Genomic DNA, 18894 nt, shown 5'->3' with positions numbered 1-18894 from the left:
TTTTGGATGCCGCAAGACATCCATTGCGACTGACAATGCGCTCTGACGCTGCCGGCTGATGTTGTTTTCGCTACAAAATGGCTCCCGGCGGCCTCGGTTGCCGAACCCGGGACATCAGCAGCGGTGATCTCCCAGGCGTCGCCCAGCGCCGCGGGGCGCGCAGCACGCCCGCCAGGCACACCCAAGGATTGCAACGTTTCAGCACGGTTTCCGAGATCTGTTCGCAGTGGACAGAAATCTCGGCTTTGATGAGGTCTCAGGACAAAACGTTGGGCCTGTGCACGCTCCGCCGGACTCCCCCGAGCCCTGCAGGCCGTGTCTGCTGGAAGTAGCCCGATCCTCGCGTTGACCCCGGTCGCCGCGGGCACGGACGAAGCAACGCTCCTCCATGTCAAGGGGGCCGTCAACGACGCCCAAGCGCTCCGCGCCGCCCCACTTGGCCCTTCTCTTCCAACTGAGGACGCCACCATGACCAACTCCCCTCTGCGCTATCGCGGCGTGGCTTACGACGCCAGCCAGCATGAGCATCCCTCCACTGAGGCGGTGGAGCACACCTACCGAGGCCAGCACTACGTGGCCCCTCTGCGCCATGAGCCTGCACCGGCAGACCCCTCCACGGATCTGCAGTACCGCGGTGCCCACTACCACCACTGAGCCCCAGAAGGGACTCTGCAGGAGGATGGCCATCGGCCCTTGTTGCGGGCCGTTCCATCCTCTGGCTCACCCCCTGCCTCAACCCGAACGGTTCAGCCGTGTCGGCGTTCGACAGATACGCCTGCAGAAAGCCGTCATTGCTACAGAAGCGGGCGCTCCCAGCCTCTAGAAGAGGCTGGGTCAACCTGGTATCACGTGAAACAAATTCAAGCCATTGTGCGCCCTGGAAAGCTGGACGCTGTCAAGGATGCCCTTGTGGCCATCGGCATCAACGGCATCACAGTGTCAACGGTTCAGGGCTTCGGACGCCAGATGGGTCACACCGAGGTCTACCGCGGCGTCAAGGTGGAGGCCAAGCTGCTCACCAAGATGCACATCACCACCGTGGTGACGGATCAGGTGGTGGACAGCGTTGTGGAAGCGATCAAGAGCGCCGCCCACACCGGGGAGATCGGCGACGGCAAGATCATCATCAGCCCGGTGGACAACACCATCCGGATCCGCACCGGCGAATCCGGAGACGACACCCTCAATCCCTGAGGGCGGCACCAGCACCGCTGCACTCCCAGTCACCCAGTGGCCGGCCCCTGGCCGGTCACTGGGTCCAGCCAGCGGCCCCATGGCGGAAGCCTGTCCAGCGGCACCACCTCACCCCAGTTGAGTATCGCCATGCAGGCTCCGTCCCCCGAGACGATGGGCGAACCAGGGTTGGTCACCACTACCGGCTCGCCTCTTCCACTGCCATGGTCCGAGCTTGCCACCTGGGCGCAGCCTGAGGCTGATCGCGTCCAGGGCAGCACCAACGCCCAGGCCCTGCTGCGACTGTTCGGTCAGCCTGAATCAGCGCTGAGGGTCACCTTTTACCGCGATCATCACGCCTGGTGCCCCTATTGCCAGAAGGTGTGGCTCTGGCTGGAGGAGAAGCGGATTCCCTATCGAATCCGCAAGGTCACGATGTTCTGTTACGGCGAGAAGGAGCGCTGGTACCGCCAGCTGGTTCCTTCCGGGATGTTGCCGGCCTTGGAACTCGATGGAGAGCGGATCACCGAGAGTGATCGCATCCTTGAGTGTCTCGAACGGGCCTTCGGGCCCTTGGTGGCAGGCCTGGGCCATCCCCAGGTCCTGCCGTTGCGACAGCTGGAAAGACACCTGTTTCGCGCCTGGTGCCAGTGGCTGTGTCAGCCCCAGCCCGGCCCAGCCGCCGAGCAGGACGCCCGCCTGCGCTTCCAGCGCACGGCCGCCCGGCTGGAACAGGCCCTGGAGGAAGGACCCGGGCCCTTCCTGCTGGAGGAGCTCAGCAGCGCAGACCTTGTGTTTGTGCCCTACCTGGAGCGAATGAACGCCTCCCTGGCCTACTACAAGGGCTTTCTGCTGCGCCAGGAACACCCGGCGATCGACCGCTGGTTCGCCGCTCTGGAACAGCGTTCCTCCTACCTCGGCACCCAGAGCGACTTCCACACCCACGCCCACGACCTGCCACCCCAGATGGGCGGCTGCTACGTCAGCGGCAGCGCCGCACAACAGACCCTGGCCGCCCGCATCGACCGGGGCCCCTGGCCATTGCGTGACGCCTCGGGCACCGATCCGGAAACCTCTGCCCCAGAACCAGTCGATGCCGCCGTCGTGGCCCTGGGCCGCATGCTGCGCCACCGGGTCACCCTGCAGCAGCGCCCGGCCCTGGCCGGACCTGTCATGGACCAGGCCCTGCGCTGTGCCCTCACTCACCTGGTGCACGGCACACCCTGCCCGCCACCGGCGGGCACGGCCGTTGGCCTGCGCACCCTGCGCGATCGCATCAGCGTGCCGCGCGACATGCCCCTGCATGCGGCCCGACGCCTGCGGACCAGCCTGGAAACCACCGCCGCGCTCGACCCCACAGACCCCTCGGCCCAGCCCGAGGCCCTGCCCGTCCACCACCGGCGCGACCAGGATCCCCAGCCCTTTCTCAGCTCCGCTCCTAGCGTCTGAGGGCAAGCCGACGTTCGCGCCCATGGCCCCTCTCAGCCGTCATGCCGGTCCTGGGCAGCCCAGCCAGGAGCGCCACCTGGGCAGCGCGACCATGGGCCTGGCGTTGCTGGCCCTGCTGGCTCCGGCCCCGCTGCGGGCTCTGGAGTTGCGCGGCAGCACCTACTTCACGCGCCCGCCCTGGAAGGTGGATCTGGTCAGCTACTACACCACCGTGTCCCAGCCCGCAGCGGAGTACTACTTCAGTGTGGAGCTGGCGGCCGACGCCGGCGCCTCCCTGGGAGGCCTGACGGTCCGTCAGACCCGTGGCGTCGACACCCACTTCCCATTCAGCCCTGAACGCACCAGGGCCTTTGTCGGCAGGCCGCGCCGGGAGGGTGCTGCGATTGCGGTGGAGGCCAGCTTTGACCCCGGGAAACGGGAGGTGCAGGTGACCTTTCCCGAACCCGTGGCACCCGGTCAGACGATCACCGTGATGCTCAAGCCCTGGGCCAATCCATCCATGAGCGACACCTACATGTTCCAGGTGCAGGCCATCCCGGCTGGCCCCCAACCCACGCCCTCGTCGCTGGGCTTCGCCACCCTGCGGATCTATCAGCCGGACTGGCGCTGAACCTGAAGGGGTTGGCGATCAGGCGCTGCCACCCGGGTAGCGCAAGGTGCGCCAATCACCGCTGGCCGTGCTCACCTCAACGCCGATCTCCACCGGTCCCTGGCTGGCACCCACCTGCTCCTGCCACCATCCCATCGCCTCGGCCCAGGCGGCGTCGAGCGAGTCGTAGAGGTCGTCCAGCACCGGGTGGGGTGAGCCCTGCTGATCAACAAGGCGGTAGTGACGCAAATGCTGGGCATGAACTGAAGCCATCTCCCACAACGCGAAAGCCTGTTCTGATCATCGCCCTTGTGACAGCCAGAAACTGTCACCTTCACAACATCTTCGGGTCAGGCGGGTGGCTGCAGCCTGGACAGCCGCCCTCAGGTGAGGTAGCGGCGGATGCTGGGACGGCACCAATAGACCAGCGCCGCCGTGTTGGCGGCCCAGAGAACACCAGCCACCACGGCGGTCAGGCCACGGCCTTCGCTGAACAGGGCCAGCCGCACGATTCCGTACGGGAGCCCCACCGCCAGGCTCATGGCCAGGGCCACGATCACCACGATCTGGCCCCAGGCCCGCCACTTGAGCAGCGCGATCGTGCCCACCAGGCCCACCACCGCCGTGGGCAGCACCGCACTGGCCCCCACCACGATGTGCACCGTGCGCCAGGTGGGCTCCCGCAGAATCACCCAGAGCATCAGCGGCAGCACCAGGAGATTCGCCACCAGACCCAGCCAGCTGAGGGTGAGGTAGCCGCGGGGGGGCTGAAGCATGGCAAGCCGGGCGGGGAGCACGGGGTCCCCCATGGTCGGATACGGCGGACGTACGGCCATCAGTGCTGCCCCTCAGCCCAGCTCAAACAGCAGCAGGTCGGCACCGCCGGGGCCGGCGCTGAAGGCCCGCAGGCGATCCGCCCCGAAGCCCAGGCCATCGCCGCGCTGCAGCGGCCGGCTCCGTTGATGCTCGCCGGAGGCTCCAGGCGGCTCAGCCGCAGCCTGCACCGCGCCGGTGCCATCGATCAGCTGCAACCAGCCGAGCCCGCCGGGGGCCAGGGGCAGATCCAGCACGTCGCCGGCCCCGGGCCTGGCCCGCCACAGACGGATCGGCCGCCGCACCGAGAGAGCACCTGCGGCACCGGCAGGATCCAGCAGGGGTGTCCAGTCGGCACCGAGCTGGAACGGCTTCTGGCCGTAGACCGGCGGCAGACCGGCCTGGCTGGGCTCGATCCAGATCTGCAGCAGCCGGCAGGGGCGATCGCCCTGGTTCATCTCGCTGTGCAGCACGCCCGTGCCGGCACCCATCACCTGCACCTCTCCCGCCTCAATCACCGCAACCTGGCCCATCGAATCGCGATGGCTGAGCTGGCCCTCCACCATCACCGTGATGATCTCCATGTCGCGGTGCGGGTGCATGCCGAAGCCCCGACCAGCGGCGATGGTGTCGTCATTGATCACGCGCAGTGGTCCGAAGCCCATCCAGGCCGGATCGTAGTGATCGGCAAACGAGAACGAGTGCCAGCTTTCCAGCCAGTCGAACCGGCTGTGGAACCGCTGCGCCGCCGGACGCAACAGCGGTGCGGGGGCCGCGGCAACGTCGGTGGTCATGGGCGGGGTGCCTGCATGGAGCTCAGCCGCTCCACCAGATCGGCGATGCTGCTCTCCTTGGCGGGATTGGCCCCATTGCTCACCAGCTGGCGGCCCACCACATGGGCCCCCAGGTGAGCCAGCTGCAAGCGCAGCGCCGCCAGCACGGTGTGGCCGCCCCCACCCGAGTGGGTGGCGATGGCAATCGGCCGCTGGTTGAACAGGGCCCGGAAGTCGCTGCCCTGCACGGAGAGCCAGGCGATGGCACTGGTGAGCACCGGCGGAATCGAGCCGTTGTATTCCGGCGCACAGATCACCCAGCGCGGCGCCGCCGCCAGGGTGGTCTCCAGGGCGGGCAGGACGGCGGGCGTCCCCGCGGCCTGGGCCCTGGGGGAATACAGCGGCAGCTCCAGGGCGGTGAGGTCGAGCACCTCGGCCCTGAGCTTGTGCGCCGTGGCCGCCGCCACAAAGCGCTCGGCCAGGCGCAGGTTCTCGCCGTTGCTGGCGGCGAGCACAAGCAGATCGTTCATGGTGGCGGCGTGTTGAGCGTGGGCCCCCTCGACGGGATCCGGAACTTAGTCACGTCCCAGCTTGGCGCGCCGGCCCACGCATCCTGAGCTGAACCACTCCGAAGGTCTGACAGGGTCGCTCTGACAGGGCCGCCACAACACCCTTGGCTTGCAAGCGGCCATGGATAGCGTGATGGCGGTCGTCCATCCATCCGGCGGTCCCGCTCCTCTTCCTCCAGGCCCATGCCCCCCTCCAGGCCGGACCAGCGGCCATTGATCGACACGCCGATCCCTGACGATGGCCTCAGCCCCGCGGCAGGATTGTCCTGATGCACTCCCGGCTGATCACCGGGCTGGTGCTGGTGGGGCTGGCCGCCACACCCTCGAGCCGTGCCCTGCAGCAGCCGGAACTGCCGGTGGCCGTGTGTGTGGTGGCGCCGCGCGTGGAGCCGGTCGAGATGGCCGACGCCCTCGGCGTTGTGCCGGTGTCCCGCCCCCGGCTGGTGCTGGTGGAACCCCTGCTGGAGCTGCGCATCGAACGGCCCCGAGCCGACACCTGGCGCCTGGTGAGCAGCCCCGACCAACCCATCCGCACCCCCCTGGACTGGCCCACCACGCCGATCGGGCCCGGCGAACCGGTGCTGTTGCAGCTGCGCCCCGAGGAGGCGTCCGCTGAGGCCTTTGCCCATGTGCACCTGGTGGGTGCCTCGGCCAGCCGCATGGCCCAGAGCCAGCGGCTGATCGACCAGCTCAGCGCGGGGGGGCAGCCGGCCGGGTGGCTGGGAGCCATTGACAGCGCCCTGCGGGAGGGCGATGTCCCCCTCGCCTGGGCGCTGCTGTTCGCGCCCCAGATCCCCGACGATGGCCAGCTCAGAGCCCTGCAGCAGGAGGTGATCCGCCGCGGCTGCGGCGACTGACACCGGCCGCCCCAGAGGTGCAGTACAAATGTACGCATCAGACTGGGTTGGAGCTGGATGGGCCGCCTTGACAACACCGCCCAGCGAGCCGATCTGCGCTGGCTGGGCGCCCTCAGCGACGAGGCCTCAGGTGAGGCGCTGCCGCTCGCCCTGGAGAGCGTGGCGGCGGGGTTTCCCAGTCCTGCTGACGACTACGTGGAGGCGTCGATCGACCTGAACACGGCCCTGGTGCCGCGGCCCACCTCCACGTTCCTGATGCGGGTGGAGGGCGACGCCATGCAGGCAGCCGGCATCCAGCACGGCGACCTGCTGGTGATCGACCGGAGCGTGGCCGCGCGGCCGGGCTGCACGGTGGTGGCCATTCACGAGGGGCGCTTCGTGCTGCGACAGCTGCGCGGCGAGCGGCCGCCATGGCACCTGGTGGCCAGCGATCCCGCCATCCCCGCCATCCGCGTGGACGACCCCGGCGGAGAGCTGCTGATCTGGGGCGTGGTGATGCATGCCGTGCACCACCTGCTGCCGCGGCGTCAGCGGGTCACCAGAAGCCCTGGGAGCGAAGCCACAGCCCCAGCAGGGCCATGGGCACAAACACCGCCGCCATGATCTGCAGCTTCACGACCCTTGGAGAGGGCGTCTGGGAGGGAGGCATGGAACGCAAACCGGGTCTCTGACAGTGTCAGAGACCCGGTGAGGAGCCCAGCCCGGAGGCTGGAGAACAGGGTGTCCTGGGCTTGTTTTCTGGAATCAGAAGAGGGGATGGGGCGCAGCCACGATCGGCACGGAGCCGAACAGTCTGAGCCCGCAAGCAGGTGAACTTCAGCCGAGACCAACCTGGGCCAGGATGCCTTGGCCGGTGAGGATTTCGGTGGCCAGGCCGATGACGAAGCCCATCATGGCCAGACGGCCATTCCAGGTTTCAGCGAAAGCAACGAAGCCGAAGCGGGAAGCGGTGTTGTCGGCCATGGGAGGCGGGTGACGAAACGTTGCGTGGAGTGTAACAGAACATGAAGGGGTGCGGGTCAAAGGGGGCGAGCGTCATGAGGTGCTGACGCAGGCGCCCCTGACCTCAGGACCTGCCGCACCTAGCGTGAAACGATCAGGTCCGTGGCCGAGGCACACCGTGGAGATCGACTGCCCGGGGGCCCGCCCCCTCAACGCCGAGGAGGAGGCGCTGCTGGAGCAGTTCCGCCAGAAGCTCCATGCCAGGACCCTGCAGGGAGGCCTGGCCCCTGAGGATGTCCAGCGGATTGTCGCCGGGATCAAGGCACACCCCGCCGCCAGCCAGGCGGTACTGGCCGCGATCTTCGAGGAGCAGGCCAAGCTGGCGCCGGGCCAGCGGATGCTGCGCCTGGATGGTTGAGGCAGCACCACCCCTGGTGCTGGTGCATGGGCTCTGGGACACCCCGCGGGTGTTCAACCCCCTGATCCGACACCTGGACGGCAGGCGCCAGCCGATCCTGATACCGCATCTTCCCCATGGCATCGGCCAGGTTCCCCTGGAAAGGCTGGCGGAGCAGCTGGCCGCATATCTGACCACCCACGTGGGGACGGAACAGCCGATCGACCTGCTGGGCTTCTCCATGGGCGGGGTGATCGCCCGCATCTGGCTGCAGTGGCTGGGGGGCCATCGGCGCACCCGTCGGTTCATCAGCCTGGGCAGTCCCCAGCAGGGCACCCTCAACGCCCTGGCCTGCCCGCCCTGGCTGCTGCCCGGCATCGCCGACATGGGCCGCGGCAGCTCCCTGCTGCGGCGCCTCAACCAGGACAGCAGGGCCCTGCAGCAGCTGGAGTGCGTGAGCCTCTACACCCCATTCGATCTGATCGTGACGCCGGGGTGGCAGGCGGCGCTGCCCTGGGGCCGCCGCGAGGAACTGCTGGTGTGGACCCACGACCAGCTGCTGCGTTCACCGCTTGCCCTGGAGCGGCTGGGCAAGGAACTGCTGAGGCCGTGAGCGGCGAGGCGGTGAGCGGCGGGCGGGTGGGCTCGCCAATCCTGGAGAAATCCGGAGGCTGGACCAGAGCGCAGAGCCTGCCCCCAGAATGGTCCGATGGTCGTGCCCAATCCAGAAGGTCGGTATCGCGTGCGCCCCAAAGTTGAGCGCGAGCAGAGTGTGCCCCAGCAGGTGATCGCGCCCAGGTTCTGGGACCGGGATGAGGCCGAGACCTTCGCCCAGACCCTCGCCCAGCAGCAGCACCGCAGTGTGGTGGTGGAGAAGCTGGCACCCAGCGGCTGCTGGCTGCAACTCAACACGGTGACCTCAATCCACTGAGCCAGGCTCAGGACTCGGCGGGCCTGTCGCGCTGCAGGGCGATCACCTCAGGAGCAAACACGAAGGTGAGGGGATCGAGGCACTCGGCCTGCCCATCGATGGCGCAGACGCCCCCGGCCACAAAATCGATCAGGCGCTGGGCCTCGGCCCGGTCCATGGCACCGGCATGGACCACCGCGGTCTTGAGCTCCCGCACCGCCTCAACGATCGCCTGGGCATCCTCGAAACCGATGGGGTGGAACACCACCACCTCCGGCAGCCAGTCGCCAAAGGGACTCTGCATAGCCGTGCCGTAGGACCGAAGGTTACTCGGGGGGAGCGGGTGGCGTCCATCCGGAAACGGCTGCCAAGCAAAAGGGGCTCCGCAGAGCCCCATCTCGGAAAACGCCCCCAACGGATTGGGGACATCGTCCACCTCGACCTGTCGACGCTACCGGGACGCGGCAGCAGCTGGCGAGCCTGAAGCGGGCAGAGCCGAGCAGGCGAAGCTGGTCTGCTGGGCCTGCTGCAGCAGCAGGGTGGGCCGACTTGGATCCTCGAGGCTCCACCACCAGCGGCCATCACCGAAGCTGGGAGCTCCGGCATTGTTGGTGCGGGGCAGCTGCAGGTGCAGCTCGCGCCAATCGATCACCACAAAGGCCCCTGGCAGGGTGCCGGCCAGGGTGTTGGGGATGCCGGGAGCATCAACCGCGCCGTTCTCGACCCGGGCCAGCAGCAGGTCGCCATCGCAGCTGTAGCGGCTGGGCTGGTTGGCCGCCTCCAGCCCCCAGGCCGCCGAGCCTGGGCCCAGCAGCAGCAGTCCCAGGGCCAGCAGGGGCGACAGCAGCCATCGCGTTGCAGCCGCGGAAATCAGCAGGTGGGACGGCATCGGGCGCTCCCGGCTCTAGGTCAGTCCAGCTTGCAGCAGGGAAGCGGCCAGCTGTTCGGCGCTGTGCAGGGCACCCTCAATGCGGCCAAAGCCCTCGCCGTCGAGGTAGTCGCCGCAGAAGCCGACGCGGCTGAGCGGGCACAGCCGCAGGGACGGGGGCAGACCTGGCGCCACCGGGAAGGCCGCCGCCCAGCGCATCAGCTGCGGAGAAGCACGCTCCAGGGTGAGGTCATCAATCCAGGGGGCCAGGCACTCCATCACGGCCCTGGCCAGGGCCTGGATCACATCCTCCTCACGGCCGGCATCGACGGGAAGATCCAGCAGCCGGGCCACGGCGGAGTGGGATCCATAGACATCGAGGTGGTCGGCCGCAAAGGCATCGCTGGAATGGGCAACCACGGCGCAGCGGCCGTCCGGGAGCGGCTGGATGCTGATCCGGCGCAGGCCCCAGCGCTGCTGAGCCGCTGGATCGAAGTTCACCAGGGAGAACGGCAGTGAGCTCCAGGGGAGCGCGTCCTCGGGGGGGAACAGCAACAACAGGTTGCTGCGGGCCTCGGCGCGGATGCCCGCAATGGTGGTGAGGGCGTGATCGAGCTGCAGATCCCCCAGCGATGCGGCCGCCCGCACCAGCGGCACCTCCGGCCACTCGAACAGCAGGCAGCTGCGGGGGTGAGCCAGCAGGGTGCTGCTGAGCACCAGCCAGTCGGCCTCGCCCTGGAGCTCTCCCTGGCGATCCCGCAGCAGCCAGCTGCCGCTGGAGGCGCACTCCAGGGAGCGGATCAAGGTGCCGTAATGGGCCTCGGCAGCGGGCTGGGCACCACTGGCCCCCAGCTGCAGCAGGCCGCGGCAGAGACCATCCATCCCGTCCGCACCCCGGTAGAGCTGGCCGATCCCCAGGACATCGGGGCGCCCGATGTGCAGGCGCGACTCCCCCTCCAGCAGGGCCATCAGACCGCTCCACGGCGTGATCCAGCCCCCCTCCAGCAGGGGCTCCAGCAGCTCCGGGGGCCGCTCGCTGCGGATGTTCAGCAGGGGGGCCCCATGGTCGATGGCCAGGGCACCATCGCCCCGGGAGCGGCGTGTGCTGGCCCGCCCGCCCGGGCCGCGCCCGGTCTCCCAGAGGCTGATCCGGCCATCAAAACCGGCCCGACGCAGCTGGGCGGCAGTGGCGCAGCCAGCGACCCCAGCCCCAATGACAGCAACGGATCCCGATCCAGACCGGGCCATGACGGGGCCACCACCCAGTAATCCCTCAGGATGCCAGCGCCGCCGCACAGGTGCAGAAGCCGAACCGCGACCCCAGCAGGCCGCCAAGCTCGCAGGGCCCCGGTCGCAGTAGCGTCGAGCCCGACGTAAGCGTCCATGGCGCGATTTCTGCTGGTGCTCAAGCCTGAAGGCCACCCCGAGTCGGGGGCCATGCTCAAGGCTCTCGACCCGGTGCTCAGGGACCTGAACGCCGAGGTGGATCACCGCACCTCGGCCCACCTCGGCGCCATGGTCAAACAGGGCGGCGAAACCCAGCGCATGCAGCTCTTTGCCGACGTGCAATCCAAGGCCGATGGCAGGGTGCTGGAACTAGTGCTGCTCAGCCGCGAGGCGATGGGCCTGCGAGCGCCCAAGACCCACCAGACCTTCATGCGGCTGCTGGAGCTGGTGAGCCAGCATCTGGGCGGGATGACGCTTCAGTTCCGTTCCGACCTGGATGGCCCCATCCCTCAGACGCGCCGCTCCGCCGATCCGGCGGCAGCCGGGTGATCACCCAGGCAGGATCACCCGATCGATCACGTGAACCACGCCGTTGTCGCAGACCACATCGGCAGCCACCACCGTGGCGTTCTTCACTTCAAAGGGCTCTGCCCGCCGGATCGCCACGGGAGCTCCCTCCAGGCTGTCCCACTGGGGCTGCTGCACCAGCTGCTCGCGGCGATGGTCGCCGGAGAGCACATGGAACTTGAGGATGCGGGCCAGCTGGGGTGGGTTGTCCACCAGGGTCTGGACGGTGCCGGGGGGCAGGGCCGCGAAGGCATCATCCACAGGGGCAAACACGGTGAACGGCCCCGGTCCCTCCAGAGCGCCCCGCAGGCCAGCGGCATCAACGGCGGCAAGAAGGGTCTGAAAGCTGCCCGCAGAGGCAGCCGTTTCGAGAATGGTGGCCATGGAAAAAGGGCGAGGGGCCAGGAGAAGGGCAGGCAGCTGTGCCGCCTGGGGGACGGATCAGCGGTAGTCCTGGGTCTGGATGGCGGTGAGGCGGGCTTCGGGCCGCAGGAAACGGTCCATCTGGGCTTCAAAGAACTGGCGATTGGCGCGCAGGTGGGCGGGATCAGGGTCGTCGAGGGGGTACAGCAGAGCGCAGCGCAGAGCCTGGATCACCGCGGAGGTGACGTTGTACATCGAGCGCTGGAAGGTGATGCCCAGCTGAATCAGCTTGTCCTCATCACCGCGCTTGTGGTTGCGGTACATCACCTCCAGATAGGGAGGCAGAAAGTGCAGCATGTCCTGCATCAACAGGGTGGGAGGGATCCCCGCTGAGCCCACAGGGAACACATCGGCATAGAGGATGCCGTAGTGAAAGTCGGCCTGATCAGCGGGCACCTGCATCGCCTGGGCGTTGTAGCTCTTGGTGCCACGGAAGGGCGAGGTGCGATAGAAGACAGCCTCCACATAGGGCAAGGCCGCCTCATACAGCCAGGTGAAGCCACAGCTCTTGGGAATGATCTCGAAACATTCGCCCCGGATGAACACATGGTGATAGATCGGTCGGCCGGCGACGGCAAAGATCCCGTTCACCAGGAAGTCCATGGCCGCAGGCACCGAGGTGAGTTTGCCCTCGTCGTAGAGGTCACTCATCTCGAAGAACACCGGGGCCATCACCTCCCAGAAGAGGCCCAGATTGGCGTAGTAGGAGAGTTTGCGCACCTGCTCAAGAAACAGATCCGGGAACAGTCGGTAGAGGCCCAGCATCAGGGGATTGCCCTTGAAGTAGGCCTTGATGGCCCGGTCTGCCTGCTCCCGATAGGGCTCGGAAACGAGGTAGTCGTTGAAGCGGCCACCCATGCCCTGGTGCCAGAACATGGCATCCATGCAGGCCTCCGCGAACTCCATGTTCACCCGGTCGTGCCAGAGGTGATGCAAGAGTTTGGACATGGAGCCGGTTTCACCCTTGGCCATGAACTCCAGCAGTTCGGGATGGGCCTTTTCGCCACCTCGCCAGATCCGAAGTTGAGACTGATCGCCTGAATAGCTGTTGGGCCGATCCAGATACTCCTGAGAAATGAAGTACTTGAAGGCCGGTAACGGGTTCAGGAAAACCTTCTCGGCGATGTAGAGAAGGTCGCGCCAATAGAAATCCATCGGCACGGCATAGGCCTTGTAGATGCCGATGATCTGCTGCAGATTCTCCGGATTGTCAGGCAGCATCGAGCCACCGGCCTCAAGGCGATGGATCACCTCGGCGTAGGGGTGGGTGGAGGGGGGAATCGGCGGGGCCTGGGCCTCGGAGGGGGCCAGGGCGGCTGGAGGGGTCATGCCAGGAGCTCCTTGGTGGCGGCAGAGGGAAAGGCAGGGGCTGGAGGTAGGGCAGCGGCAATGGCGGCTGCTGTCGCCGTCGACCGGGAGAGCAGGGTGGAGGTGGTGCCTGTGGACTGTCTCAGGGCCAGAAAGGCCGTGGTGGATTCACTCCATCCGGTCAACAGGGCCGGGCGGAGTCCAGCAAACAGAACCAGGGCTGAAAGCACGATCGCCGGAGCCCGCTCAGCCCATGTCGTGGCCAGCCAGTCGGCGCGGTCATTGTCCAGACGTCCAAAGCCCACACGGTTGAACAGCCGCACCGCGTAGACGGCGGTGAACCCGGAAGCCACAAGGCACACCAGCGTGGCCCTGGGGAAGGTGACCCAGCTGCCTTCAAACACCAGCAACTCAGCCGGAAAGCCCGCCAGTCCAGGAATACCGGCGGCAGCCATCAGGGCAATCAACAGCATGCCCGTGGTGAACGGCAGGCCGCGAATCGGGTTCATCAGGCCCGAGAGTTCAGGGATGGAGGTGGTGCCCGTCTTGCGTTCGATCAGCCCCACACAGGAGAACAGCAGGGCCGTGATCAACCCCTGGGCCAGCACCTGAGCCACGGCGCCCTGCAGGCTCATCGGCGTGGCGGCGGCCAGGGCCAGGGTGAGCAGTCCCATGTGGCCCAGGGCGCTGTAGGCCATCACACGGCGGATGTCGGTCTGGGCAATGGCGTTGAGGGCGCCGTACACCGCGCTCACGGCTGCCGCCGCCGCAATCCAGGGCGAGAAGCTGGCCCACGCATCCGGCAGCAGACCCACGCCGAAGCGCAGCAGGCCATAGGCCCCCAGCTTCGACACTGAGCCGCTGAGCAGCATCACCACAGGGATCGGTGCCTCGGCGTAGGTGATTGGCTGCCAGCCATGCAGGGGCACGATCGGCAGCTTGAGGCCGAAGCTCAAAAGCAGCAGGCCCAGGATCCAATGGCCCGCCGATGGACTGAAGCTGGCGTTGGCGAGGGTCTGGAAACTGAACAGCGTCATGCCGGCGGCGGCATCAGCCCCAGGCTGGGCCAGCCAACCGAAGGCGAGCACCGCGGCCAGCAGGGCCAGGCCGGACACCGCCCCGTACATCAGATAGCGAATGGCGGCTCCGCGGCCATTGGCCCGTCCCCAGATCGCCACCAGCAGGGTGGTGGGGATGAGCACCAGTTCGAAGGCGAGCAGAAACAGCAGGGCGTTCTGGGACAGGAAGGCTCCCACCAGACCGAGGTTGGTGGCCAGCAGCAGGCTCACGTAGAGCCGCGGCCGACTCTGATCGGCAGGGGAGGCCAGCAGCACCAGCATCGTGAGCAGAGCGGTGAGCAGCACCACCGGCAGGGACAGGCCGTCAAGGCCCAGCTCCAGCGCCAGTCCCAGCTTCGGCAGCCAGGCCAGGGCCAGGTCGGCCGGCTGACTCAGCCAGCACAGACCCCCGAGCAGAAGCTGAACGGAAACGGCGGCGAGGGCCAGGGTGCGGGGCCGAACGGCTGCCTCGGCGGGCAGCACGGCCACCGCAAGGCCGGCGACCAGGGGCACCAACAGCAACAGGATGAGCAGCGACATGGCCGGAATTCAGGGCAGGGTCGTGGGAAGGAGCGGGGTGGGATTGGCCAGCAGCCAGGCGGCCATCAGCACCACGCCGACGATCAAGGTGAGGGCATAGAGCTGAGTGCGGCCGCTGGTGGTGAAGCTGAGCCGGCGGGCGCTGGCCATGGCCGCAGCGCCGGTGCCGGTGCTGAAGCCATCCACCACCCGTCCATCACTCCAGGCCCCGAGCCGGGCCAGGGCCAGCACCAGGGCCACCACCGTGCGGTGATAGAAGCGCTCGGTGTCCATGTCGTGGGCCAACCAGCGCTGGAAGCCGCCCATGGCAGCAGGCAGCTTCGCCAGAGGGTGCGGGCGCAGATAGAACACGGCCGAAAGACCGCAGCCCGCCACGGTGCTGAGCAGCAGCGGCACGGCCATGGGGCCCCAGGCCGGCAGGGCTGAGAGCCCGAACACGCCGCTGCTGGTCAGGATGATCGGCAGATGCAGCACCAGACCCATCAGCACGGTGGTGGGAAGCACCATCAGCCAGAGAACCTCAGCCGAACGAGCGGTGAAGGCCGAAGGGCTGCCCCCCCAGATGAGGCCGAACACCCGGATCAATCCGGCGGCGATCAGGCCATTGCTCAGCAGCACCACGCCCGAGAGCAGAACGGGATGGGTGCTGCCGGCGGTGAGAGCCAGCAACTCGCGCAGGGGTGAAAAACCAGCGAAGGGCGGCAGGCCGATCAATCCGGCGCTGCCCACGAGAAAGGCCAGACCGGTGAGGGGACGCCGGCTCCACAGGCCCCCGAGCTGGGTGAGGTCCTGGGTCACATTGCTCACCAGCACGGTGCCCACCACCATCAGCAGCAGGGCCATGGGCAGGGGGTAGACGAGCAGCAGGTGGTTGGCCACGGGAACGCCGCCCAGACCGACCGCAACAAACAGGAGGCCCAACCAGCTGCTCACCAGGAAGGAGAGCGCTCGCTTCACATCCACCTGGGCCAGGGCAATCAGGGCGCCCACCAGGGCCGTGGAACCTCCCACCACCACCAGCACCGAACCCACCAGCGGGCTGAGGGCCAGCAGCGGCTGCAGCCGCAACAGCACCCAGGCCCCACCCAGAACCACCACGGAGTTGCGCAGCACCGTGGAGGGCAGGGGGCTCTCCATGGCCTCATCGAGCCAGAGGTGCAGGGGAATCTGGGCACATTTTCCCATCGGCCCGGCAATCAGGGCCAGCAGGATCAGGGTGACACTGAGTGGCAGGGTGACATGGCCATCGGGGCTGGCGGCGATCTGAGCCTCGGCCCAGGCCTGCAATCCATGGAAGTTCCAGGTGCCGGTGATCGGCAGCAGGGCGATCACGCCGGCCAGCAGGATCAGGTCTCCGATCCGCTTGGTGAGGAAGGCATCCCGGGCCCCCTTGACCACGAGCGACTGGTTGTACCAAGTGCCCACAATGAGGTAGGTGCCCAAGGTGAGCAGCTCGAGAATCACATAGCTGAAGAAGAGAGAGTCTGTGAGCACGAGGGCACACAAGCCGGCTTCGAAGCAGCTGAGCGAGCCGAAGAAACGAGCCCAGCCCCAATCCATTTCCAAATAGCCAATGGTGTAGATCTGCACGAGCACATGCAGACCGGTGATCACGATCATGGCGATCAGGGCTGGCTCGGTGATCAGCCCATCGAAGCCGATCTTCAGGCCTGCCGTGTCCATCCAGGTCCAGCCGAAGCGCACCGGTTCCAGGGCCGTCGCGTCGACGGCCAGCTGCCTGGCGTGGAGCCCGAGCAGTGCCAGCACGGCATGGCAGAACGCCACACTCACCATCAGCAGGTTGAGGTAGCCGCAGGGGCGGGGTCCGGTGCGCCAGATGACGCCGGGTGACCAGGCGAGGGAGAGGAAAGCGGCAGCGAGTGGATAGAGCGGCACAAGCCAGGCCGTCTCCAGAAAGGCGACAGTCATGATGACGACAATTCCGGTGGCATCTGAACGGGAGAACGTCAGTGAGAGGATGAAACTACGGGTCCTGAACTAAGGGCCCTGAAGACCTTGGCAGCGATTGGGACATTGATGGACTGATAGCTCGGAAGCAATCTGCCAACTTAATGATGCCCCGGGGAGAAGCCAGCAAGCTGAATCAGGGGAAGAACGGCCACAATCCTGAGATCCAGAAGAACCAGGAGTGGTGCCATCAGGCACACGTGGATGGCCGTGGCGAGCGACTGCCCAGGCCGTGCGGGAAATGGTGATTGAGCCTCGTCAAGAGCAGCTCAACTCAAGGAACAAGGGTTTGATGCGATGGCGAGTGGCTGGAGTAGGGGGTTGCGAAGGAAACCTTAAGCGGGTTCTTTGCCCGCTGGGCAGGCGTCGCGAAGGAATGTCCTATGGCTTCAAGAAGGAGGGGTGATCCAATCCAATCGGGGGATGGTTCCGGCTCAGGATTGCCGTCGCTGCGGCTGGGCCAACAGGCGCGTCCCGATCACCCCCAGCCCCAGCAGCAGGGTGGCCAGCAGCAGCACGCGCAGCATCTGCCCATAGGGCTCCAAGCGCTCGGCCACCAGGGAATACTGCTGCCCAAGCAGACGGCGGGCCAGGATCAGGGCGAAACTCCAGATCAGGCTTCCTGCAGTGGTCCAGGCCAGGAAAGGCCACTGGGGCATCCGCTCGAGGCCGGCGGGAACCGAGATCAGCGTGCGCATCCCAGCCGCCATGGCGTTCCAGCCATCCCTCCAACCGCGGCCGCGGCACCAGCCGACCCACCAGATACCAGATCACCTCGGGCCACGCCATAACCCGCCAGGGGCAGGATCACCTCCGAGGGGATGGGCGGGATCAGGTTTTCCAGCAGCATGGCCAGGGCGATGGCGCCGTAGCCGTGCCAGGGATCCAGCTGGGCGGCCCGGTCGATCAGCTGGGGGAGATCGGGAAACCAGGCCAGCAGCGGGGGCAAAAGCCAGGGTGTGAGGGGGTTTAGGTTAAGCGGCTCCGGCCTGGACCCTGCGGCGATGCCGCCCCCTGACATCGCCCTGCAAGACAGCCATCTGCGCCGCAACGCTCGCACCGGCCCCTGGGAGGCCCTGAAACGCTGGCGCCACGCCCTCACCGTGCCTCAGTTTGCGGTGGTCACCGGCGCTCTGGTGATCGCAGCCGGCACCCTGGTGATCTCCAGTCCGCTCTGCTCCTCGCCCGAGGTGGGGCTGTGGGAAGCGCTCTTCACCGTGACCTCCGCCATCACGGTCACGGGGCTGACGGTGATCGACATCGGCACCGACCTCACCCTGCTGGGGCAGGTGGCCCTGGCGGGCCTGATCATCACCGGCGGGCTGGGCTTGATGGCCATCACAACCTTCCTGCAGGGTTTCGTGCAGGGCCACTCCGGGCTGCGCTCCCGTCTTGACAAGGGCCGTGCCCTCGATGAATTCGGCGTGGGCGGGATCGGCCCCACCTTCAACAGCATCCTGGTGGCGGGCTGCTGGGTGATGGGTCTGGGCACCGTGCTGCTTTACAGCTTTGGCTTCACCGACATCGCCAACCCGCTGGAGCGGTTCTGGGCCTCGCTCTTCCATGCCATCAGCGCCTACAACAATGCGGGCTTCGGGCTGTGGAGCAGCAGCCTGGAGCGCTACCGCGACAACGCCGTGGTGAATGGTGTGATCGCCACGATGATCGTGGTGGGGGGAATCGGCTGGCGGGTGATGAATGACCTTTGGGCCAACCGCGCCACCTGGCGTGGCATGCGCCGACTCAGCCTGCACACACGCCTCGTGCTGCGCTCCACCCTGCTGCTGGTGCTGTTCGGCACCCTGGGCCTGGTGTTCACCGAATCCTTCGCCACGGGGGGCGTTGTCCAATCGCTCGGTGGGCTGCAGCGGCTTCAGGTCTCCCTGTTCCAGTCGATCAGCACCCGCACAGCGGGGTTCTCCACATTGCCCCTCTCGGTGGAAACGATCTCCGACGCCGGCTTGCTGCTGGTGATCGTGCTGATGTTCATCGGCGCCAGTCCGGGCGGCACCGGCGGTGGCATCAAGACCACCACCTTTGCCACCTTGATGGCCACCACCCGCTCCACCCTGCAGGGGAAAGAAGAGGTGGTGATTCACAACCGCCAGATTCCTGATCGGGTGGTGATGCGAGCCATCGGGGTCACGATCGCCTCGCTGATTTTCGTGTTGCTGATGGCCCTGCTGCTGGGCCTGGGACCCACGGCGAGTGGAGCGGAAGGAGCCAACAGCTTCAACTTTCTCGAAAAGCTGTTCACCTGCATGTCCGCCTTCGCCACCGTGGGGCTCGATCTGGGCGTCACGGCCCAGCTGAACCGCTGGGGCCAGCTGGTGCTGATGGTGGGAATGTTTGTGGGTCGGCTGGGCATCCTGCTGCTGCTCTCGGCGCTGTATGGAAGCCGCCGCCAGCCGCGGGTGGGCTACCCCCGCGAAGACCTCTACATCTGAGGCAGGCGACGGGCCA

The 18894-nt window shown here is 67.1% G+C and carries 23 protein-coding genes and 1 pseudogene; 11 read left to right on the top strand and 13 right to left on the bottom strand.

Annotation, left to right across the window (positions count from 1 at the left end; genetic code table 11):
- Positions 1 to 468 precede the first annotated feature (468 nt).
- The 4 genes from CyaNS01_RS04725 to CyaNS01_RS04710 all read left to right on the top strand — a co-directional run bounded on the left by CyaNS01_RS04725 (position 469) and on the right by CyaNS01_RS04710 (position 3232).
- Positions 469 to 654, top strand: a complete 186-nt coding sequence (locus tag CyaNS01_RS04725) for a DUF4278 domain-containing protein (RefSeq protein WP_186699262.1) — start codon at positions 469 to 471, stop codon at positions 652 to 654.
- A 195-nt stretch (positions 655 to 849) separates the two neighbouring features.
- On the top strand, positions 850 to 1194 hold the full coding sequence (locus CyaNS01_RS04720) for a P-II family nitrogen regulator (RefSeq protein ID WP_186699260.1): 345 nt from the start codon (positions 850 to 852) through the stop codon (positions 1192 to 1194).
- Between the two features lie 153 nt (positions 1195 to 1347).
- The gene (locus CyaNS01_RS04715) at positions 1348 to 2622 is read left to right on the top strand and encodes a glutathione S-transferase family protein (protein WP_186700264.1); all 1275 of its coding nucleotides are present in this window, start codon (positions 1348 to 1350) and stop codon (positions 2620 to 2622) included.
- 22 nt (positions 2623 to 2644) lie between these two features.
- Positions 2645 to 3232, top strand: a complete 588-nt coding sequence (locus CyaNS01_RS04710) for a DUF2808 domain-containing protein (RefSeq protein ID WP_186699258.1) — start codon at positions 2645 to 2647, stop codon at positions 3230 to 3232.
- 18 nt (positions 3233 to 3250) lie between these two features.
- Here CyaNS01_RS04710 and CyaNS01_RS04705 read toward each other — a convergent pair whose 3' ends face one another.
- The 4 genes from CyaNS01_RS04705 to CyaNS01_RS04690 form a co-directional block, all read right to left on the bottom strand.
- Positions 3251 to 3484 (bottom strand): hypothetical protein, encoded by a 234-nt coding sequence (locus CyaNS01_RS04705; protein ID WP_186699256.1) that lies wholly within the window; start codon positions 3482 to 3484, stop codon positions 3251 to 3253.
- 110 nt (positions 3485 to 3594) lie between these two features.
- Positions 3595 to 3987 (bottom strand): Hepatitis C virus core protein, encoded by a 393-nt coding sequence (locus tag CyaNS01_RS04700; protein ID WP_186699254.1) that lies wholly within the window; start codon positions 3985 to 3987, stop codon positions 3595 to 3597.
- A 72-nt stretch (positions 3988 to 4059) separates the two neighbouring features.
- A complete protein-coding gene (locus tag CyaNS01_RS04695; protein ID WP_186699252.1) occupies positions 4060 to 4818 on the bottom strand; it encodes a pirin-like bicupin family protein in 759 nt (252 codons plus the stop codon).
- The gene (locus tag CyaNS01_RS04690) at positions 4815 to 5327 is read right to left on the bottom strand and encodes an NADPH-dependent FMN reductase (RefSeq protein WP_186699250.1); all 513 of its coding nucleotides are present in this window, start codon (positions 5325 to 5327) and stop codon (positions 4815 to 4817) included. Before CyaNS01_RS04690 ends, CyaNS01_RS04695 begins: the two co-directional genes overlap by 4 nt.
- 308 nt (positions 5328 to 5635) lie before the next feature.
- Between CyaNS01_RS04690 and CyaNS01_RS04685 the strand changes: the two genes are divergently transcribed.
- Positions 5636 to 6223 carry a hypothetical protein gene (locus tag CyaNS01_RS04685; protein WP_186699248.1) on the top strand — a complete coding sequence of 196 codons (588 nt, stop codon included), beginning with the start codon at positions 5636 to 5638 and terminating at the stop codon, positions 6221 to 6223.
- 57 nt (positions 6224 to 6280) lie between these two features.
- Complete coding sequence (locus tag CyaNS01_RS04680) at positions 6281 to 6826, top strand: LexA family transcriptional regulator (RefSeq protein WP_186699246.1); 546 nt, start codon at positions 6281 to 6283, stop codon at positions 6824 to 6826.
- Positions 6827 to 7039: 213 nt separating this feature from the next.
- Here the strand turns inward: CyaNS01_RS04680 and CyaNS01_RS04675 are convergent, their stop codons facing one another.
- Positions 7040 to 7186 carry a chlorophyll a/b-binding protein gene (locus CyaNS01_RS04675; protein ID WP_186699245.1) on the bottom strand — a complete coding sequence of 49 codons (147 nt, stop codon included), beginning with the start codon at positions 7184 to 7186 and terminating at the stop codon, positions 7040 to 7042.
- Between the two features lie 157 nt (positions 7187 to 7343).
- Between CyaNS01_RS04675 and CyaNS01_RS04670 the strand changes: the two genes are divergently transcribed.
- The 3 genes from CyaNS01_RS04670 (at position 7344) to CyaNS01_RS04660 (ending at position 8493) form a co-directional block, all read left to right on the top strand.
- Entirely contained in the window at positions 7344 to 7583 is a 240-nt protein-coding gene (locus CyaNS01_RS04670; protein ID WP_186699243.1) for a hypothetical protein, read from the top strand.
- Positions 7576 to 8175 carry an alpha/beta fold hydrolase gene (locus tag CyaNS01_RS04665; protein WP_186699241.1) on the top strand — a complete coding sequence of 200 codons (600 nt, stop codon included), beginning with the start codon at positions 7576 to 7578 and terminating at the stop codon, positions 8173 to 8175. Before CyaNS01_RS04670 ends, CyaNS01_RS04665 begins: the two co-directional genes overlap by 8 nt.
- A 96-nt stretch (positions 8176 to 8271) precedes the next feature.
- Entirely contained in the window at positions 8272 to 8493 is a 222-nt protein-coding gene (locus CyaNS01_RS04660; protein WP_186699239.1) for a hypothetical protein, read from the top strand.
- A gap of 7 nt (positions 8494 to 8500) precedes the next feature.
- On the opposite strand, the gene sepF is transcribed toward CyaNS01_RS04660, so the two are convergent.
- From sepF to CyaNS01_RS04645, 3 genes are all read right to left on the bottom strand, one after another.
- On the bottom strand, positions 8501 to 8776 hold the full coding sequence (gene sepF / locus CyaNS01_RS04655; RefSeq protein WP_186699237.1) for a cell division protein SepF: 276 nt from the start codon (positions 8774 to 8776) through the stop codon (positions 8501 to 8503).
- Positions 8777 to 8923: 147 nt separating this feature from the next.
- A complete protein-coding gene (locus tag CyaNS01_RS14460) occupies positions 8924 to 9361 on the bottom strand; it encodes a hypothetical protein (RefSeq protein ID WP_225875808.1) in 438 nt (145 codons plus the stop codon).
- A 15-nt stretch (positions 9362 to 9376) separates the two neighbouring features.
- A complete protein-coding gene (locus CyaNS01_RS04645; protein ID WP_186699235.1) occupies positions 9377 to 10588 on the bottom strand; it encodes an FAD-dependent oxidoreductase in 1212 nt (403 codons plus the stop codon).
- 135 nt (positions 10589 to 10723) lie between these two features.
- Between CyaNS01_RS04645 and CyaNS01_RS04640 the strand changes: the two genes are divergently transcribed.
- Entirely contained in the window at positions 10724 to 11116 is a 393-nt protein-coding gene (locus tag CyaNS01_RS04640) for a hypothetical protein (protein ID WP_186699233.1), read from the top strand.
- Here the strand turns inward: CyaNS01_RS04640 and CyaNS01_RS04635 are convergent, their stop codons facing one another.
- From CyaNS01_RS04635 to CyaNS01_RS04615, 5 genes and pseudogenes are all read right to left on the bottom strand, one after another.
- Positions 11117 to 11518: a fasciclin domain-containing protein gene (locus CyaNS01_RS04635; protein WP_186699232.1), complete on the bottom strand. Its 402-nt coding sequence runs from the start codon at positions 11516 to 11518 to the stop codon at positions 11117 to 11119. It abuts the gene before it with no gap.
- Between the two features lie 57 nt (positions 11519 to 11575).
- On the bottom strand, positions 11576 to 12886 hold the full coding sequence (locus tag CyaNS01_RS04630) for a CO2 hydration protein (RefSeq protein WP_186699230.1): 1311 nt from the start codon (positions 12884 to 12886) through the stop codon (positions 11576 to 11578).
- Positions 12883 to 14463: an NADH-quinone oxidoreductase subunit M gene (locus CyaNS01_RS04625; RefSeq protein ID WP_186699228.1), complete on the bottom strand. Its 1581-nt coding sequence runs from the start codon at positions 14461 to 14463 to the stop codon at positions 12883 to 12885. The genes CyaNS01_RS04630 and CyaNS01_RS04625 overlap by 4 nt, the downstream gene beginning before the upstream one ends.
- A gap of 9 nt (positions 14464 to 14472) precedes the next feature.
- Positions 14473 to 16392: an NAD(P)H-quinone oxidoreductase subunit F gene (locus tag CyaNS01_RS04620; RefSeq protein WP_186699226.1), complete on the bottom strand. Its 1920-nt coding sequence runs from the start codon at positions 16390 to 16392 to the stop codon at positions 14473 to 14475.
- Between the two features lie 473 nt (positions 16393 to 16865).
- A pseudogene (locus CyaNS01_RS04615) lies at positions 16866 to 17281 on the bottom strand (DedA family protein).
- Between the two features lie 154 nt (positions 17282 to 17435).
- Here CyaNS01_RS04615 and CyaNS01_RS04610 point away from each other — a divergent pair.
- On the top strand, positions 17436 to 18878 hold the full coding sequence (locus CyaNS01_RS04610) for a TrkH family potassium uptake protein (protein ID WP_186699224.1): 1443 nt from the start codon (positions 17436 to 17438) through the stop codon (positions 18876 to 18878).
- Positions 18879 to 18894: the final 16 nt, after the last annotated feature.

The organism is Cyanobium sp. NS01 (assembly GCF_014280235.1).
Taxonomy (GTDB): Bacteria; Cyanobacteriota; Cyanobacteriia; order PCC-6307; family Cyanobiaceae; genus NIES-981.
Note: the sequence above shows the minus strand (reverse complement) of the source record. Positions and strands in the feature narration are given on the sequence as shown.

Coding starts and splice junctions, on each gene's coding strand:
- CyaNS01_RS04725 (WP_186699262.1), top strand. CDS start 469: ATGACCAACTCCCCTCTGCGCTATCGCGGCGTGGCTTACGACGCCAGC.
- CyaNS01_RS04715 (WP_186700264.1), top strand. CDS start 1,348: ATGGGCGAACCAGGGTTGGTCACCACTACCGGCTCGCCTCTTCCACTG.
- CyaNS01_RS04710 (WP_186699258.1), top strand. CDS start 2,645: ATGGCCCCTCTCAGCCGTCATGCCGGTCCTGGGCAGCCCAGCCAGGAG.
- CyaNS01_RS04705 (WP_186699256.1), bottom strand. CDS start 3,484: ATGGCTTCAGTTCATGCCCAGCATTTGCGTCACTACCGCCTTGTTGAT.
- CyaNS01_RS04700 (WP_186699254.1), bottom strand. CDS start 3,987: ATGCTTCAGCCCCCCCGCGGCTACCTCACCCTCAGCTGGCTGGGTCTG.
- CyaNS01_RS04695 (WP_186699252.1), bottom strand. CDS start 4,818: ATGACCACCGACGTTGCCGCGGCCCCCGCACCGCTGTTGCGTCCGGCG.
- CyaNS01_RS04690 (WP_186699250.1), bottom strand. CDS start 5,327: ATGAACGATCTGCTTGTGCTCGCCGCCAGCAACGGCGAGAACCTGCGC.
- CyaNS01_RS04685 (WP_186699248.1), top strand. CDS start 5,636: ATGCACTCCCGGCTGATCACCGGGCTGGTGCTGGTGGGGCTGGCCGCC.
- CyaNS01_RS04680 (WP_186699246.1), top strand. CDS start 6,281: ATGGGCCGCCTTGACAACACCGCCCAGCGAGCCGATCTGCGCTGGCTG.
- CyaNS01_RS04675 (WP_186699245.1), bottom strand. CDS start 7,186: ATGGCCGACAACACCGCTTCCCGCTTCGGCTTCGTTGCTTTCGCTGAA.
- CyaNS01_RS04665 (WP_186699241.1), top strand. CDS start 7,576: ATGGTTGAGGCAGCACCACCCCTGGTGCTGGTGCATGGGCTCTGGGAC.
- CyaNS01_RS04660 (WP_186699239.1), top strand. CDS start 8,272: ATGGTCGTGCCCAATCCAGAAGGTCGGTATCGCGTGCGCCCCAAAGTT.
- sepF (WP_186699237.1), bottom strand. CDS start 8,776: ATGCAGAGTCCCTTTGGCGACTGGCTGCCGGAGGTGGTGGTGTTCCAC.
- CyaNS01_RS14460 (WP_225875808.1), bottom strand. CDS start 9,361: ATGCCGTCCCACCTGCTGATTTCCGCGGCTGCAACGCGATGGCTGCTG.
- CyaNS01_RS04645 (WP_186699235.1), bottom strand. CDS start 10,588: ATGGCCCGGTCTGGATCGGGATCCGTTGCTGTCATTGGGGCTGGGGTC.
- CyaNS01_RS04640 (WP_186699233.1), top strand. CDS start 10,724: ATGGCGCGATTTCTGCTGGTGCTCAAGCCTGAAGGCCACCCCGAGTCG.
- CyaNS01_RS04635 (WP_186699232.1), bottom strand. CDS start 11,518: ATGGCCACCATTCTCGAAACGGCTGCCTCTGCGGGCAGCTTTCAGACC.
- CyaNS01_RS04630 (WP_186699230.1), bottom strand. CDS start 12,886: ATGACCCCTCCAGCCGCCCTGGCCCCCTCCGAGGCCCAGGCCCCGCCG.
- CyaNS01_RS04625 (WP_186699228.1), bottom strand. CDS start 14,463: ATGTCGCTGCTCATCCTGTTGCTGTTGGTGCCCCTGGTCGCCGGCCTT.
- CyaNS01_RS04620 (WP_186699226.1), bottom strand. CDS start 16,392: ATGACTGTCGCCTTTCTGGAGACGGCCTGGCTTGTGCCGCTCTATCCA.
- CyaNS01_RS04610 (WP_186699224.1), top strand. CDS start 17,436: ATGCCGCCCCCTGACATCGCCCTGCAAGACAGCCATCTGCGCCGCAAC.